The sequence below is a fragment of the Oceanobacillus sp. FSL K6-2867 genome, assembly GCF_037963145.1.
Lineage (GTDB): Bacteria > Bacillota > Bacilli > Bacillales > Amphibacillaceae > Oceanobacillus.
On record NZ_CP150144.1, the window covers coordinates 1,333,184 to 1,348,209 of the forward strand.

General features: G+C 36.5%; 13 protein-coding genes. 3 read left to right on the forward strand and 10 right to left on the reverse strand.

From position 1 onward, the window contains the following. Positions 1-2 precede the first annotated feature (2 nt). From nirD to NSQ77_RS06550, 7 genes are all read right to left on the reverse strand, one after another. The gene (gene nirD, locus NSQ77_RS06520) at positions 3-320 is read right to left on the reverse strand and encodes a nitrite reductase small subunit NirD (protein ID WP_339230945.1); all 318 of its coding nucleotides are present in this window, start codon (positions 318-320) and stop codon (positions 3-5) included. Positions 321-364: 44 nt separating this feature from the next. Further along, positions 365-2,770, reverse strand: a complete 2,406-nt coding sequence (gene nirB, locus NSQ77_RS06525) for a nitrite reductase large subunit NirB (RefSeq protein ID WP_339229729.1) — start codon at positions 2,768-2,770, stop codon at positions 365-367. A gap of 428 nt (positions 2,771-3,198) precedes the next feature. Then, positions 3,199-3,798, reverse strand: coding sequence for a hypothetical protein (locus NSQ77_RS06530; RefSeq protein WP_339229731.1), 600 nt, complete (start codon positions 3,796-3,798; stop codon positions 3,199-3,201). A 546-nt stretch (positions 3,799-4,344) separates the two neighbouring features. After that, positions 4,345-5,172, reverse strand: a complete 828-nt coding sequence (locus NSQ77_RS06535; protein WP_339229732.1) for an alpha/beta hydrolase — start codon at positions 5,170-5,172, stop codon at positions 4,345-4,347. A 108-nt stretch (positions 5,173-5,280) separates the two neighbouring features. Beyond that, positions 5,281-5,817 (reverse strand): ribonuclease H-like YkuK family protein, encoded by a 537-nt coding sequence (locus tag NSQ77_RS06540; RefSeq protein WP_339229734.1) that lies wholly within the window; start codon positions 5,815-5,817, stop codon positions 5,281-5,283. A 294-nt stretch (positions 5,818-6,111) separates the two neighbouring features. Next, positions 6,112-7,392: an aminotransferase class V-fold PLP-dependent enzyme gene (locus NSQ77_RS06545; RefSeq protein ID WP_339229736.1), complete on the reverse strand. Its 1,281-nt coding sequence runs from the start codon at positions 7,390-7,392 to the stop codon at positions 6,112-6,114. A 27-nt stretch (positions 7,393-7,419) separates the two neighbouring features. Continuing rightward, a complete protein-coding gene (locus tag NSQ77_RS06550; protein WP_339229738.1) occupies positions 7,420-8,682 on the reverse strand; it encodes a dicarboxylate/amino acid:cation symporter in 1,263 nt (420 codons plus the stop codon). A gap of 126 nt (positions 8,683-8,808) precedes the next feature. On the opposite strand from NSQ77_RS06550, the gene NSQ77_RS06555 reads away from it, so the two are divergent. The 3 genes from NSQ77_RS06555 (at position 8,809) to NSQ77_RS06565 (ending at position 10,645) form a co-directional block, all read left to right on the forward strand. Next, positions 8,809-9,705, forward strand: a complete 897-nt coding sequence (locus NSQ77_RS06555; protein WP_339229740.1) for a LysR family transcriptional regulator — start codon at positions 8,809-8,811, stop codon at positions 9,703-9,705. Positions 9,706-9,816: 111 nt separating this feature from the next. Then, positions 9,817-9,984 (forward strand): hypothetical protein, encoded by a 168-nt coding sequence (locus tag NSQ77_RS06560; RefSeq protein WP_339229742.1) that lies wholly within the window; start codon positions 9,817-9,819, stop codon positions 9,982-9,984. A gap of 235 nt (positions 9,985-10,219) precedes the next feature. After that, positions 10,220-10,645 carry a CBS domain-containing protein gene (locus NSQ77_RS06565; protein ID WP_339229743.1) on the forward strand — a complete coding sequence of 142 codons (426 nt, stop codon included), beginning with the start codon at positions 10,220-10,222 and terminating at the stop codon, positions 10,643-10,645. A 219-nt stretch (positions 10,646-10,864) separates the two neighbouring features. Here the strand turns inward: NSQ77_RS06565 and NSQ77_RS06570 are convergent, their stop codons facing one another. From NSQ77_RS06570 to ggt, 3 genes are all read right to left on the reverse strand, one after another. Continuing rightward, positions 10,865-11,947 carry an ArgE/DapE family deacylase gene (locus NSQ77_RS06570; protein WP_339229745.1) on the reverse strand — a complete coding sequence of 361 codons (1,083 nt, stop codon included), beginning with the start codon at positions 11,945-11,947 and terminating at the stop codon, positions 10,865-10,867. Positions 11,948-11,997: 50 nt separating this feature from the next. After that, positions 11,998-13,047, reverse strand: a complete 1,050-nt coding sequence (locus NSQ77_RS06575) for an ATP-grasp domain-containing protein (RefSeq protein ID WP_339229747.1) — start codon at positions 13,045-13,047, stop codon at positions 11,998-12,000. 322 nt (positions 13,048-13,369) lie between these two features. Further along, complete coding sequence (gene ggt / locus NSQ77_RS06580) at positions 13,370-15,016, reverse strand: gamma-glutamyltransferase (RefSeq protein ID WP_339229749.1); 1,647 nt, start codon at positions 15,014-15,016, stop codon at positions 13,370-13,372. Between the last annotated feature and the right edge of the window lie 10 nt (positions 15,017-15,026).

A 15,026-nucleotide genomic window follows, 5' to 3' on the forward strand; every position in this document is an offset into this window, starting at 1 on the left:
GTCTACACCGCTATATATACATAGCCATCAATGATTTTTGTTTCATACGTTGGTACAGTACCATCATCCGGTTTTTGAACCTCACCTGTGATGAGTGAGACTTTCCAGTTTTGTAGGGGACAAAATACAAACTCTCCGGAAACGATTCCTTCTGCTAAAGGTCCGTTTGTATGCGGGCATCTGCTCCCTATTGCCCGGACATCCCCATTGCTCAAATGAAACAGAGCAATGGATTCCCCGCCTACATGAACTTCTTTTCCTATTTGTTTCGGCAGACTTTCAAGTTTCATGATTTTAACTATTTCTTTTGTTTTCATCAGTAGATGACCTCCTATTTTTCAGCAACGGACTATTTATCATTTGCTCATATTTTCACAATTTCAAACATCTCTTTTTTCTTCATGTTAAGAAGTGTGCTTGACCAAGCTTCTTCGTACGTATTTTTTGCCTGGTTGAATCGTTCAACCAATTCAGCATTCCGGTTTTCGTTTGATAGAATAAGCTTGATATTTTCCGCTCCAATTCTCTCTACCCATGGAGCTGTTCTTTCATTATAAATACCTGTTTCACGGTAATATTGCGTATATGCCTTTGCTATTTTAATAACTTCATCTTCTGTTTTTACTGTTATAAAGGAATCACATTCCCGTACTTCTGTACCACCATTACCTCCGAAATAGAGCTGGTAGCCATTTTCAACACAGACAACTCCAAAGTCTTTCGTTAATACCTCTGCACAGTTACGAGGACATCCTGACACACCCATTTTCATCTTATGTGGCGTATCTACCATTTCTATCTCTTTCTCCAGCCTGATTCCTAACCCCAGGGAATCCTGTGTACCAAAGCGACAGAATCGTGACCCTACACAGGATTTCACATTCCGTAATGACTTTGAATAGGCATATCCTGAACGCATACCTAGATCTTCCCATACATGTGGAACATCTTCCTTTTTTACTCCATATAACCCGACTCGGCTTGCACCTGTAATTTTTACTAATGGCACGTCATATTTATTGGCAACCTCTCCAAGTCGAATTAATTCATCACCTGTTGTTGTACCGCCATACATCCGAGGTACAACAGAAAAAGTACCGTTATTTTGGATATTTCCATCCATCCGTTCATTTACAAACCGGGAAGCTTTATCATCCTCATATTCCTCTGGCCAAACCATTCTCATATAGTAATTGAGTGCTGGTCGGCAAGCGGGACAGCCTTCTTCATTCGTAAACTTGAGCACATTACGAACTTCTTTCGGTGATTGCAATCCTTTTTCTTTAATTTCTGCAACTACTTCATCACGTGTCAGTGACGTACATGCACACATGCCTGTTTTCTCTGCTGCCGGATCAAAGCTGTCCCCTAGTGTATGAGAGAGAATCCCTTCAACAACGCCTCGACATTTTCCACAAGACGCACCAGCCTTTGTACAAGTTTTCACTTCTTCAAATGACTTCAAATCCTGCTCTAAAATTGCTTGGACAATTGTGCCTTTCGTTACACCGTTACAGCCACAGACTGTTTCGTCTGCGCTCATATCTGCAATCATTTCATCGACAGCATCTTCTCCCGCCTTTTGGAGAACAGCAGCACTTGTAAACTCACTTATATCTGTTTCTTTCTTCAGCATTGTAAATAATCTTGTTCCATCTGATGCATCTCCATAAAGGACAACACCAACAACCTTGTTATTTGCTACTAGCACTTTTTTATAAACGCCGGCAAACTGATCATGCACGATAATAGCGTCTGTTTCATCATCTTCAGCAATTTTCCCACCTGAGAATAAATCACAGCCAGCAACTTTTAATTGTGTTGATAAGATACTCCCTTGATAGCCAGTTGTTTTTGCTCCTGTTAGATATTCAGCAAGCGCTGTTCCTTGCTCATAAAGCGGTGCAACCAAGCCATAGGTAATGCCATTATGTTCCGCACACTCTCCGACTGCATAAATAGAAGGAATTGACGTTTGCATATGGTCATCCACAATGATACCTCTATTTACATCTAAACCTGCATGCTTTGCTAATTGTATATTCGGTCGTATTCCTACCGCCATCACGACAAGGTCACATTCAACGGAAGTACCATCTGAAAATTTAATCCCTTCCACTCGCTCATTTCCATATATTTCAGTTGTTTGCTTTTCCATTAAAAATTTCATGCCCTGGGCTTCTAAGTCTTTTTTCAACATTTTTGCTGCTGGTGCATCTAATTGTTGTTCCATTAGACTTGGCATTAAGTGTACGACTTCCACTTCCATCCCACGGTCCATTAATCCCCTCGCTGCTTCTAAGCCGAGAAGTCCACCACCAATCACAACCGCTTTTTTAAAACGACTTGCTGTCTCGATCATAAATTCCGTATCTTGAACAGTCCTAAAACCTATTACCCCTTCAAGCTGACTCCCATTAACAGGTAAAATAAAAGCACTGGAACCTGTTGCTATAATTAATTCATCATAAGAAATTGTTCTGCCTAGATCTGTTTTAATTTCTTTTTCTTCATGGACAATCTCGGTTACCTTTTCACCTGTAAATAATGTAATATTGTTATCCTCATACCATTTCCAGCCATTAATATTTATTTCATTAATCCCGGTTTTCCCTTGTAAAACATGTGATAGCATAATTCTATTGTAATTAGGGTGAGGTTCATCACCAACAATTGTTATATTAAACGCTTCACGATTCCTTTTTAAAATTTCTTCTATACTCCTAACTCCAGCCATTCCATTTCCAATCATCACTAACTTGCGTTTCATCATATATCCCTCCACTTTATTGTGAAGTAATTCACAAATATACATGTGAATTACTTCACAAATATGAATAAAAATATATAATTACATCACGTTAGGTTTACTTTTATGTTTCTCAAATGGATGTAACTATATCTACCGTTAGTATAGCATGGAATTATTTTAATACTAAGGAAATTTATGAACATATTGAGACAATTATTTGACCGATTTTAAAATTCCTTTATTTCGTACTTTTTTATTGGAACGACTTCAAACCCATTTTAACTTTACTACTGGCTGGAGATAAGCAAAAAAATTATTAATATAAGAGAGTTAGCCAGATTTTTTATAGAGACTCTAGCTAACTTCCAATTTTTTAATAAATATCCCTGTACCGTACACTAAAAATATAGTATTCTACTGTCAAATGAGTTCTTCCGCAGTTGGTTTCAATAGCTGCAGCTGTATGGGTTATCCACTTCCCAATTAGCAACAAAATGGTTCCAATCCCAATCCAACTCTTCTCCATCTGAATAATCAAGTACCTTCAAAAATTTATTTAATTCATTGTGAATATCTGCTTCATTTTCGATACGACCACTCGCACAATTTTTAAGTTCAAATGGTTGTTGGTTCCTAAATCCATAGTAACCATCAATTTGGCCTAAGATGCTTCTTAAACTAGACAAAGTAAATTCCAATGACCGTAAAACTTCCATTTCTTCAGGCTCTTTATCCAAGGTGTGTTCAAGAGTTTGGATCGCTTTTAGGACAACCTCTATATCGGTATACGCTTGAGCGTGTACCGACTTTTCAGCCGCTGGTTTATTTGATGCAATTCTAGTCATCAACGATTCAATACTATTTTTCTCCTGCTCTATATAGAATAATACATCACTTTCCGCGTGGGACTTAATTCTCTTATTGCTTTCGCTTGCTTTATTGTATTGAACGTAAAAGTATACAGTTGTTGAGAGCAACAAAAGAATAATGAATACTGCGACAACAAACACTTTCTTACTTTTTGGCAAATCCGTTTTATTTTCCATTTGCTTTAAAACCACCCGAATTTTTATTTGATGCTACGAATGATTACCAGTAATCAATAATTCCCCATCCTTAATATTCATTTCTTTAGTATGTAATTCGTTAACAAGGTCATAATTTGAAAAAAACCGGCATATTTCTCCTCACTAAATAGTTGTGCCGTTTCGGCGTGAACTGTGGGTTAGACAAACCGAAAACAGCCAAAATAGTAATCGTATTCAAAAGTAAATACTTATGAATTTTTTTGTAATCCACCGATTTAATCTCCATTGAAATTGCGTTTTTAACTTAGTTTTAATAATATAGATTATTTTCTAACGATTCAATAGTTTTTTATTTCTCTATCTCTTTCTTTTTTAATTATACTTTTCGTTTCAGTTGCAATATGTAAAGAGATTCAAAAAAAACAAGCTCTATTCTCAAAGGAAATGGCTTGTTTACGTTTTATCTATATTTAATGCAATGTTTATAACAACTTACTTAAGTCAAACCATTTGAGAATCCTATCGTTAAGGGTTGGGGTTCCTCCCCCTCTCATAAATTAATAATTAGGACTTCTTAAAAAACCCGAGTATCTCCTCCGTAACAGCTTCAGACTTCTCTTCCGTAATTAAATGGCCAGTCTTTTCATAAGCAATTAATTCGGCATTTGGTAGGTCACCATTTAATTTCGTCCCAATATGAAAGGGCACTACTTTATCTTCCCTTCCCCAAATTAATAAGACGGGCTTATTTATATTCTTAAGCTGTTCACTCGTTAAGTCACCTTCTCGGTAGCGCAATAAACGCATCATCGATTTATTAAAATTTTTCTCTTTTAATGGACGGCCAAATTCTTCAATGAGCTCCTTAGTGATTAGGGTCTGATCATACAACACATTTTTTAAATTATCTGGAACAGATTTTTTGTTCAGCACATAGTTGACTGCAATTTCACAAAAAGGCAGATAAGAACAGTAGCGTTGCCATCGTTTTGCTTTCTCTAGATAGCCTGAGCTTGATAAAAGTACAAGTTTATCTATTCTTTCCGGTATTATCTTGGTTGTATATAATGCAATTTGGCCACCCATGGAATGGCCAACTAAAAAAACCTTGTCCAGTTGAAAATGTTCAATACAAGCGGCAATCAATCTTCCATAATTCTCATAGGTATAAATGAATGATGTTGATTTTTCACTTCTGCCGAACCCTGGCAGATCAATTGCTATGATTGAAAAATGTTCTGAGAGAAGAGGAATGATTCTGCGAAAAGTGTAAACCGATGATACAAAGCCATGAATAAAAATAATTGGCGGCTTATGATTAAGTTCATATTCACAATAAATATTCATATTTAATAAGCTTATTATTTCTTTATTGTACGTAGAAGTTTTCAAATTTTCCTCACCAACCGTATTTAGTCTCCAGGTTAGTATTAGAAAAATGTCATATAAACATGTACTGGAGGTGAGGTGTTTTCCTAATTTAAACGTATGTATACTTTTTTATTTCGTATAGCGGTTCGCATAGGAACTTGCAACATAAGATTCCGGCTTGATTTTCGGTTCTATTCCCAACGACTCCATTCTTGAAACCATTTCATTAACAAATATTTTTGTTTTATTTTTCCGATCGGAACCGATGTCAATATGACCTTCAATTGTAAATGAAGCGCCCTTATAAATGTTTGGCAAAATGATATCAATTAGCTGCTCTTTCTTTTCCTCACTGAACATCGATACCACTTCTTCGGTTAACGTTGTTTCATAGGAAATACGTTCATGTAAATTCATCATTTTCCTTGGAATAATAACCTTTCGGATACACGCCCAAGCACCCTTTGTTTCACAGTGAATCACAATTCCTGTAATAAATCGTGTATAGCTGGAATGCACTTGCGAATCTGTTCCAAACATTAATTTATAGTTGCCATTTCGTTCCTTTTCCATAAATCGTTTAATATGCTGAAACACTTGATGGAAAGTCATATTTCTTTGGCTTAGATTCTGAAATGAAAAATCATATACATGTAATTTTGCCATATGATTAACGATTCCTCCTTTAGGATTGAAGCGTTTCCTTTTGCAAGACATGTCAATAATTTTTACAATATCTATTACTAAATAAATGCAGGTTCCTCCGCTTATATTCTAATTATAACCAACAGGTTTTGTAAAAAGTCTAAAGAAAATGTAAAGATTTATCATAGATGGAATTGGAATTAAGATCCACCTTCAAAACTATAGGGAAAACTTTGGAGCATAAAAAAGTGCCATTTTCTCGATGCTTTTGAAAGACTACTGGAGAATGGCACTTTTGAGGAGATATAGATTTTTTTAATTACTATTTTCCGCGATCAATCGCGTTACTTCAAGGAATTTATCAATATCACCAGGTGTATGACAGTGAATAGGTGATACACGAACAATAGCATCTAGTTTTACAGCTCCCAGTATTCTTTTCGAATAATGGCTGCTAGATTCCCTTGCATATACTAAAATATTATTTTCTCCATATTTTTGGACAGCATCTGGACAAGAAATATTATCAAAAGTTAATGCTAATATTAAGTCTTGAGTTTTACCATTAGCTTTTTCAAAATGAACCGTGACATTTGGAATATCTTTTATACCAATTACTTGAGAAGTCCCATTAATCAACCGGTTTAGAATTGCTTGTTCTTGTAAATGGATTCGATTCATTCCTTCAACGATTAATGTCCTCCGGTCATCAGATGAATTGAAGTAACGGCCAATTTCGCAAATATAGTTGATTATTTTTGTAAAACTAGCGAAATTGGATGGTGTTGTACTACCTACATTCCAATTATCTTGATCTGTAGCCAATAAACGATGATGCGGAAAGGAAGCAATACGATCTGAAAGGTACGCAAATCCAACGCCACGATTGCCAAACATTTTATAAGGTGCAATATTAAGTGCGTCTATTTCCCAATCCTCAACATCTATTACCCCATGAGGAGCTCCTTGTACACCATCAACAACAATAATTGTCTGCGGATTTTTTTCTTTTATTTCTGCTGCATATTTTTTAATATTATGCATCGCCCCTGTAATATTTGAAGTTAAGATAACAGAAACTAATACGGTTTGATCATCGACTAAATCTACTATATTACGAATTGGTATACTTCCTGATACTGGATCTGCATTTGCAACACGTAGTTCATGATTGTATTGTTCAGCTGCGAATTGACAAGCATCATAGGAGGAAGGATGTTCAATTGCGGTTGTTACAATATTTCCTTGTTTAGAAGCAGCTGCAACGACACTTATTATTTCAAAGATTAATTTTGAGGCTGTTAATGATGTAGCAATGGATCCATCTTTCGCATTCAGGAAGAGCCTAATGTCTTGTATACCTTGGTCAATTATTTTCCGAATATCGAGTGCTGTATCATGTGTGCGCTCTGGGCAATCTGGTAATGCAGTCAAGCGAGCTTGAGCATCCACGACAGATTCTAAACGAAGTGAACCACCAGCATTTTCAAAGAACAGACGATTATTTTCATATGAATCCTGATTCAAATATAAAAAACGTGATGCAACAATTTTTTGTAATTGCTTTGGAAAGAATTCTGTGTTACGTTCTGACATAAAAACACGACCTTTTCTAAAATTAGATTAAATAACATTTTTTATATCTGTGTTTAATTTATTATTCTTCGCATTGAAGACATCTTCATTTAAATCATTTGTTTTCTTTGCAATAATGGTTGTACCATTTAGATCTCCTGCAATATTTAAAGTTGTATGGCCTGTATCAATTACTGGCCAAATTGCTGCTAATATTGGGATAATTAGCAAAGGCATTCCCAAAGCCTCTAAAAGTACAATCGACATAACAATCCCGGCCCCTCGCACCCCTGCAGCTCCAATGGATAACACTAAACCCAATAAAACAAATTGTAATATTAATCCTAAACTAATTTCCATGCCATATAGATTTGCTGCGAAAACAGAAATCACACCAATTGCTACGGCAAAACCATCCATATTAACTGTTGCGCCAAACGGGATCGTGAACCCTGCAGTTTTCTCAGATATACCCAAGTTCTTTTTAGTAACTTGAAGAGATATTGGAATTGTTGCTGAACTAGTTGATGTAGTAAATGCAAAGAGCATCGATGGATAAATATTTTTGTAAAATTGGATTGGGTTTAATCCTGTAGTAAGCTTTAATAGGATAGGATAAACCACAAGCAGTATAATTCCTAATGCGATAAAATCAGCAACTACAAACTTGATAACCGCGGTTAACATGTCTGATCCAAAAGTACCAACTAGGTTTGCAAGTAATGCAAGAATTCCATACGGCGCTAATTTAATAATATACTCTGTTAACTTCAACATAATATTGGAGACTTCATTAATAACTTTTGTTGTCATTGGAACCTTGTCCCTTCCAAGGGATACCATTACAAGACCAATAAATACAGTAAAAACAATAATTGGCAGCATATCCATCTCGCCTAAGGATTGAAATATATTACTAGGTACCCATGAGAGAAAATGATCCATAAAGTTAAAATCACTGGATTCAACTTGTTCACCGTGGTCTAAAATGGATTGCATACCTTTACCAGGCTGCAGAATAAGTGCGATGATTACACCGATAGATGTTGCAATTAGGCTAGTAATAACAAGATATAATAAAAATCCACCCCCAACTTTACCAACAGATTTGGCGTCCTTCATTTTTAATATACCAGCCAAAATAGAAGTAATTACTAATGGAATAATTAACATTTGCAATAAACGAATGAATAATGTTCCAAATGGTTCGAGATATTTTACATTATCTCTTAAAATAATACCTAAAATAATACCTAAAAATCCGCCTATCGCAATTTGTGTGTATAACGGCATTTTTAACCAACGTTTCATTGCATCTTCTCCTCCTTTTGTGAAAGCCCTTTCAATATTGAAAATTGTAACAAATAATTAAATTATAGTAAAATTAAATTTATAACTATCAATTATTTAAAAAATAGATATTTAAGGGGGGATTTTATGAATCTAAATCAAATAGAAGCTTTTTTGACTACTATTAGACTTGGAAGTCTTTCAAAAGCAGCGAATTCCTTATATGTATCTCAATCTACTATTAGCCAGCGCCTGCACTCTATAGAAAAGGAATATGGAATAGTATTACTTAATCGGGATAGAGGAGTAAAAGGTATTTCTTTAACTAATGAGGGAGAGAGATTCTATCAAATTGCATTAGAATATGAATCATTACTATCTGAAGCAAAAAACGTAAAAATGAGAACTGATGAGATGACGATTACTATTGGGGCTGTTGACAGTGTACATAATTACATTTTTAAAGACATGTACAAAACAATTACTAAAGAAGCTTCAACTGTTCGATTGGCCATTCGCACATATCAGTCAAATGAAATTTATTCTTTAATAGAACAAAGGAAAGTTGATATTGGATTATCACTGCAAGAACGGATATTGCGTAATATTCGTGTAAAACAATTGTTTACAGAACAGATGGTCCTTATTCAACATAAAAAAAGGACACCGCAGAATAGGATGATTGCAAATGATAGTTTGCTTGCAGAAAATCAGCTATACATTAACTGGGGAATAAACTATCAAATATGGCATGAAAAACATTGGGGCTCAGCTTCAAATACCTATATTCAGATTGATACCGCAAAAATGCTGCAGGATCTTTTAATAGAATCCGACCTATGGGCAATTGTTCCAGTTTCAATTGCTAGAGATTTTTATAAAAGAGGATTAGTCGATGTATTCTTGCTAGAGGACCCACCACCAAATAGAGTATGTTATCTTGTTGAAAGAGAAGGTGCTAATAAATATTCACAGCAGGTAAGTAATATTATTTTTCGTTCCATGCCAAAAACAGAAAGAATTGTTCATCCCTGGAATGATTAACAATAAAGAACCTTGGCAGCCGGAAGATTTTAGTCATTCCCCCTATGTGCTGTGAGACTAATGTACTCGGGAATTAGTATAAAAGTTTAATTAGCAAGGAGAGAGATTCCATTGAGATGCGGAGAAAAATGCTTTCACGTAAAAATAGAGCAGGATGGAAAACAACTCATTAAATCTATTAATGCCCGTACACCTGCAGAAGCTAGAAAAACAATTCGGCAAGAATACGGTTTAAGTGCATCTGTTATATCTGTCCGAAAATGGAAAAATAACCGCTGAATTATCGTTGGTAGTAATCTATAGAGCATTAGCTCAGTATTATAACAAAATAATAAGATCATGCTTGTCTCTTCAAATGGAAATTCTAAATGACTTAAGAAGAAGCTCCTTCATAGAAAATGTAGTCTGAAAATGTTTTAATCCTCCCCAATCGGGAACCGAACAATAACATTGGCTAACACTTTTAGCCTGTTTTTTCATAGCATGTCACTATTTCAAACAAGGAGGAGTTTTGATGTCAACACTTCAAGAAATAATGACGGAAGATGTCGTAACTGCTAAGCCAAATGATGATCTGCTAACATTGGCAAAGGAAATGGAAAGAAACGATGTAGGTTTTCTGCCGATTCTAGATGACAAATTTCTAGGTGTAGTTACGGACAGGGATATTGTAGTTAAAGGTCTAGCAAAGGATTCTGATTACAGTAATGTGGAAGCACAGCAAATTATGACAGAGAAGGTTGTTACGGGCTATTCAAATATGGAGGTGGAGGAAGCATCCCGACTTATGCAAAGTCATCAAATTTCCCGTCTGATGGTAGTGGATAATGACCAACTAAAAGGTATCGTTTCATTAGGTGATATGGCCATAACTGGTAAAGACCGTACCGAAAAGGCTGCAGAAGATGCATTAAATAAAATTAAGAAGCCCAGCCATTAATGAAATAGCAAGATGGAAAAGTTAACTCGTAATTTAAAGGAAGCCTCTTATCATTCAGAACGAATGATAAGAGGCTTCCTTTTTACTTTCGTTTTATTTATCTCGATAACATTCAGCTAATGTTTGAAACAAATATGGAATAACTGATAGCAATTACCCGGCCTTTACAGAACAAGCAAATAGTTCACATAATGATTATTCATATGCCTGAAATCATCGTTAAGTTTCTGGATTATCATCCAAAGACAGAATAAAATCCACCAGCACATCCTGATATTCTTTTACCGAATTGACATAGACCATTTCATTCTCTCCATGCCAGTCACTGCCAACAGGGCCAAATTCTACTGCTGAACCTCCGTACAAGGTGAAAAACTGACCATCGTTGGAACCATGCTGACCGAAAATGGATACTTTTTCTAGTTCAGTGATTCGTTTAATGGACTCTTCCAATGCTTCCACATAAGGATTTTCTGCTTTTGTTTTGACCGGATTATTGCTGTTATGGGTTGTTATAGTGCCATCTGTTATTGTCTGAATCTGATGAACGATTTCCTCGGGAGATTGGTCTGGCAGATATCGGATATCAAGAGACATTTTACATAGATCTGGTACTTTATTATAGACGGTTCCTCCTTGCACCTTCGCGAGATTGATAGAAGGCTGCGTAAACATTGGGGAACTTTCTTGTGCAAAAGGAAGCTCTAAAATTTCTTCATAAAGACTAATTGCTTTGGTTATTGCGTTCATGCCTTCCCATGGACGACTTCCGTGGGCTGATTTCCCCTTGACGTTGATATCAAGCTGAAGTACTCCTTTGGATTGGATAGCAATCCCCATATTTGTTGGTTCACCACAAATAATAAAATCTCCCAAATAGCCTTTGTCTGTTAAATATTTGGTTCCGTTGATGCCACCGGTCTCTTCGTCTGGAACGATTTGAAGCATAATCCTGGATGTTAAGTCCGTGTCTTTTAATTGTGCTACTGCCGCCATGGAGGATGCCACTCCTGCTTTCATATCGACTGCCCCGCGGCCATACATTTTTCCGTCCTTAATATAGGGTTGGAACTGTCTTTCCTCTGCTTCAATGACATCGATATGTCCGTTTAATACGATCGTATCATTACCTTGGCCAATTTCGCAAACCAGCATGTGAAACCCGTTATTTTCTAAATTTTTCACGGTGAGACCTTGTTCTGTTAACCATTTTTCACAATAAGCAATCGCTTCATTCGCCCCTGATTTTGTAGAGCTGTCTATTTTTATAAGTTCTTCTAATAAGGGGGTTGGATCGCCCATTTTATCCCTCCTGCATTTTTTAAGTTTGATTAAATGTTTTACTTTCAATGTTATTTTTCAAGTACCTGCATCATCTTTTGTTTATTTATCGAAACAACCGTGTCATGTCGCGCTAGCTCAATATCAGATTTTTGATGCAGCCAGTCCTCTTGTACCTCTTTACCGGCGGTCAGTGCAATGATTGCAGCTGGAATATCTGCTCCTGCTAAATGGGTAAATGCATAACCGCCGCCAAATCGGGGATTGATATCAATAACGTAATAAGCGGTACCATTGAAATAGATATCCGTGTTCATATAGCCTGCATGGCCAAATCTTTTACCTAATTGCTCTGCGATGTCTGTTAATTCCGGGATATTTACTGTAATGCACCGGTCAATATCTCCGCCTCTCATATCTAATTGCTTTCGAGCGAACGAAGTTAGAAAGCGGCCATTTAAATCGTTAAACATATCTACGCTAAATTTATCACCTTCAATCACTTCCTGAATAATGATATTGTCCTCAGGCTCTTTCGATGTCGCGCCATCCAACTGACTTTCTTTAATTTTTCGAACGGCATGCTGATAGGCAAATACCATATCCTCTACATTATCGATAATTTCAATACCTATTGAGGCTGATCCATTACGTGGCTTCACGATTAACGGAAAAGATACCTCTTTTTTTTCCAATGCCTTCTTAGCAGATTCAACATTTAAATAGGAGAGCGGAGTTTTAACGTCCAACGGTTCCAGCAGATCCCAGTATTTCCCCTTGTCTCGTACCTTTTCAACAATATTTGAATCCGGCGCAAATACGGATACGCCTAACTTATCCAGTTCTTCTTTTTGTGCAGATATTTTAGGCACTTCCCAATCATTTAATGGAACAAGACAGTTCACATGATGTTTTTTGCAAATCTCAATTATTGCATCCATATAGTTTGTATCAGTTTGCTCTGGAATTACGTAGTTTTCGTCCCCAGCTTGGAGTGAAGGGGCATTGTATTCAGGATCAGCGGTAATTATTTTACCGTCGATACCAGCATTTTTTAAAGCATCCTGAAAAAATTCTACAAAGTCTATTCTTCTTGCTGTTGATGTCAATAAGATGTTCAATTTGGTCAGCTCCTCGGTTAAATCAGTTGTTAGAATCAAGTTACTAGTATTTACCCGTCCTGTTAAACTTTAACCTTCCTTTCTAATTCTAATTAGAGGATGCATGTAAACCTAAAACACCAATGGATGGAAGAATAGTTGAAAGTTAAGTAAACAAAATCTGTCTCAAAAGCCATACAATAATGAAATCCCTCGTACTATAAACAGATTTTGTATTTGCATTTGTTAATGAGGAGTTGAAAAAAGAGGCCTCCCAAAAGTTTAATGAACTCATGGAAAACCTCTATTTTATATCAACTAAACTAACTTTCAATTTTCAACCTTATTTTGCCATCCAAGAACCATCTCTATTCGGATCACTGAACCCATGAATTTTATTGTTTTCATCAATGACCAATCCTTGAATGCTTCCGAAATAAGATGTGTCATCCGTATATTGAACATCAATACCAAGCTCTTCAGGATTCTTTAAAAATGGATAATCTTGCTCTGCTTGTAAAACGTTCTCGTTAAATTCCAGAAACGTTCTCGGATCGTTTACAGATTCTTGAATGGGTTCATTAAACTTAATCGTTTTTACTAATTGTTGCGAAACCATTGACGTAATTCTTCTTCCACCAGAGCTTCCAATACCTATTACAGGGGCTCCGTTCTTCGTTAATATCGTCGGTGTTGTATAACTAAATGGACGTTTGCCGGCCTCAGGACGATTTGGTGAATTTTCACGAGTACTAAAGTTTTTTAATTGATCATTTAAGAAAAAGCCATTCACATATTCTCCTGATCCAAAAAAGTTGCTTAGCGTATTCGTTACGGAGACCATCATACCATTCTTGTCCACCACCACAAAGTGTGTCGTGTTTCCATGATCCTCTCTATCAGCATCCGATTCCAAATTCCTGCGATATTCTTCAGACATTTCAAGCCCATCTACTTCGGATACGAGATCATTAATATGATCCTGAGAAATCATTTCATTTATTGGAACATCTGTATAGTTAGGATCCCCCACATTTTCTAAACGATCACTATAGCTTATTCTATTGATGATCCCCATCAATAGCGAAAAAGCTAAAGGTTTATCTTTCGTATCTTCAATTTGCAGTGACTCAGCCATTTCTAAAGCTTGAATTAACATAATTCCCCCAGAAGGCGGTGGCGGGGCTAATACCTCATAGTCGCCGAACTCGCCTTGTAAGGGTTCCTTGATTTCAACCTCATATGATTCCAGATCTTTCTCATCTATTTTCTCTTCCTCATCGCTAATTTCACTTGCAATGTTTCCTTTATAGAAAGCATCTGGTCCTCCCGCCTTGATTTCTTCTAACGTCTCTGCCAGTTGGGCTTGTACCAATAGTTCTCCTTCTTCAATAGGCTCCCCTTCAGGAAAGAAATGATCTAATCCAGGGAGGTGATCAGCCTCATTTTTCAATGCATCGTGCATAGTTTCAGAAACCGTCACACCATTTGCAGCAAAATTGATGGAAGGGTCAATTAAGTCATCCATATTCATTGTTCCAAAATCTCCATGAACCTTGTACATCCCTTTAATAAAACCTGGCACACCTATGTCACTTGAAGGTAATGTATCATCAGGTGCTGTTTCACGATAATCATAGACGACTGGTGTTTCACCTTTACCAGGGTGAATTAGCATGGTTCCTCCGCCGCCAATTCCTGATCCATGCGGTTCCGCAACACCTAATACAAAACTTACTGCTATGGCAGCGTCAACAGCATTACCGCCTTGTTCTAATATTTTCATACCTACTTCAGTGGCAATTGAACTATCCGTTGACACACCATACGAACCCTCATCCTCGCTTGTTGTATCATTAAGGGTGAAGTCAGCATTCTGATCTGTTGATTGGGGTTCATCAAAAATTCCACTATCTCTTACGAGTATTATTATGAATAATACTGCAATCAAACTTATAATAATAATGTAAAAACGATTGTTGTTGAGCATGTTTAGAAGA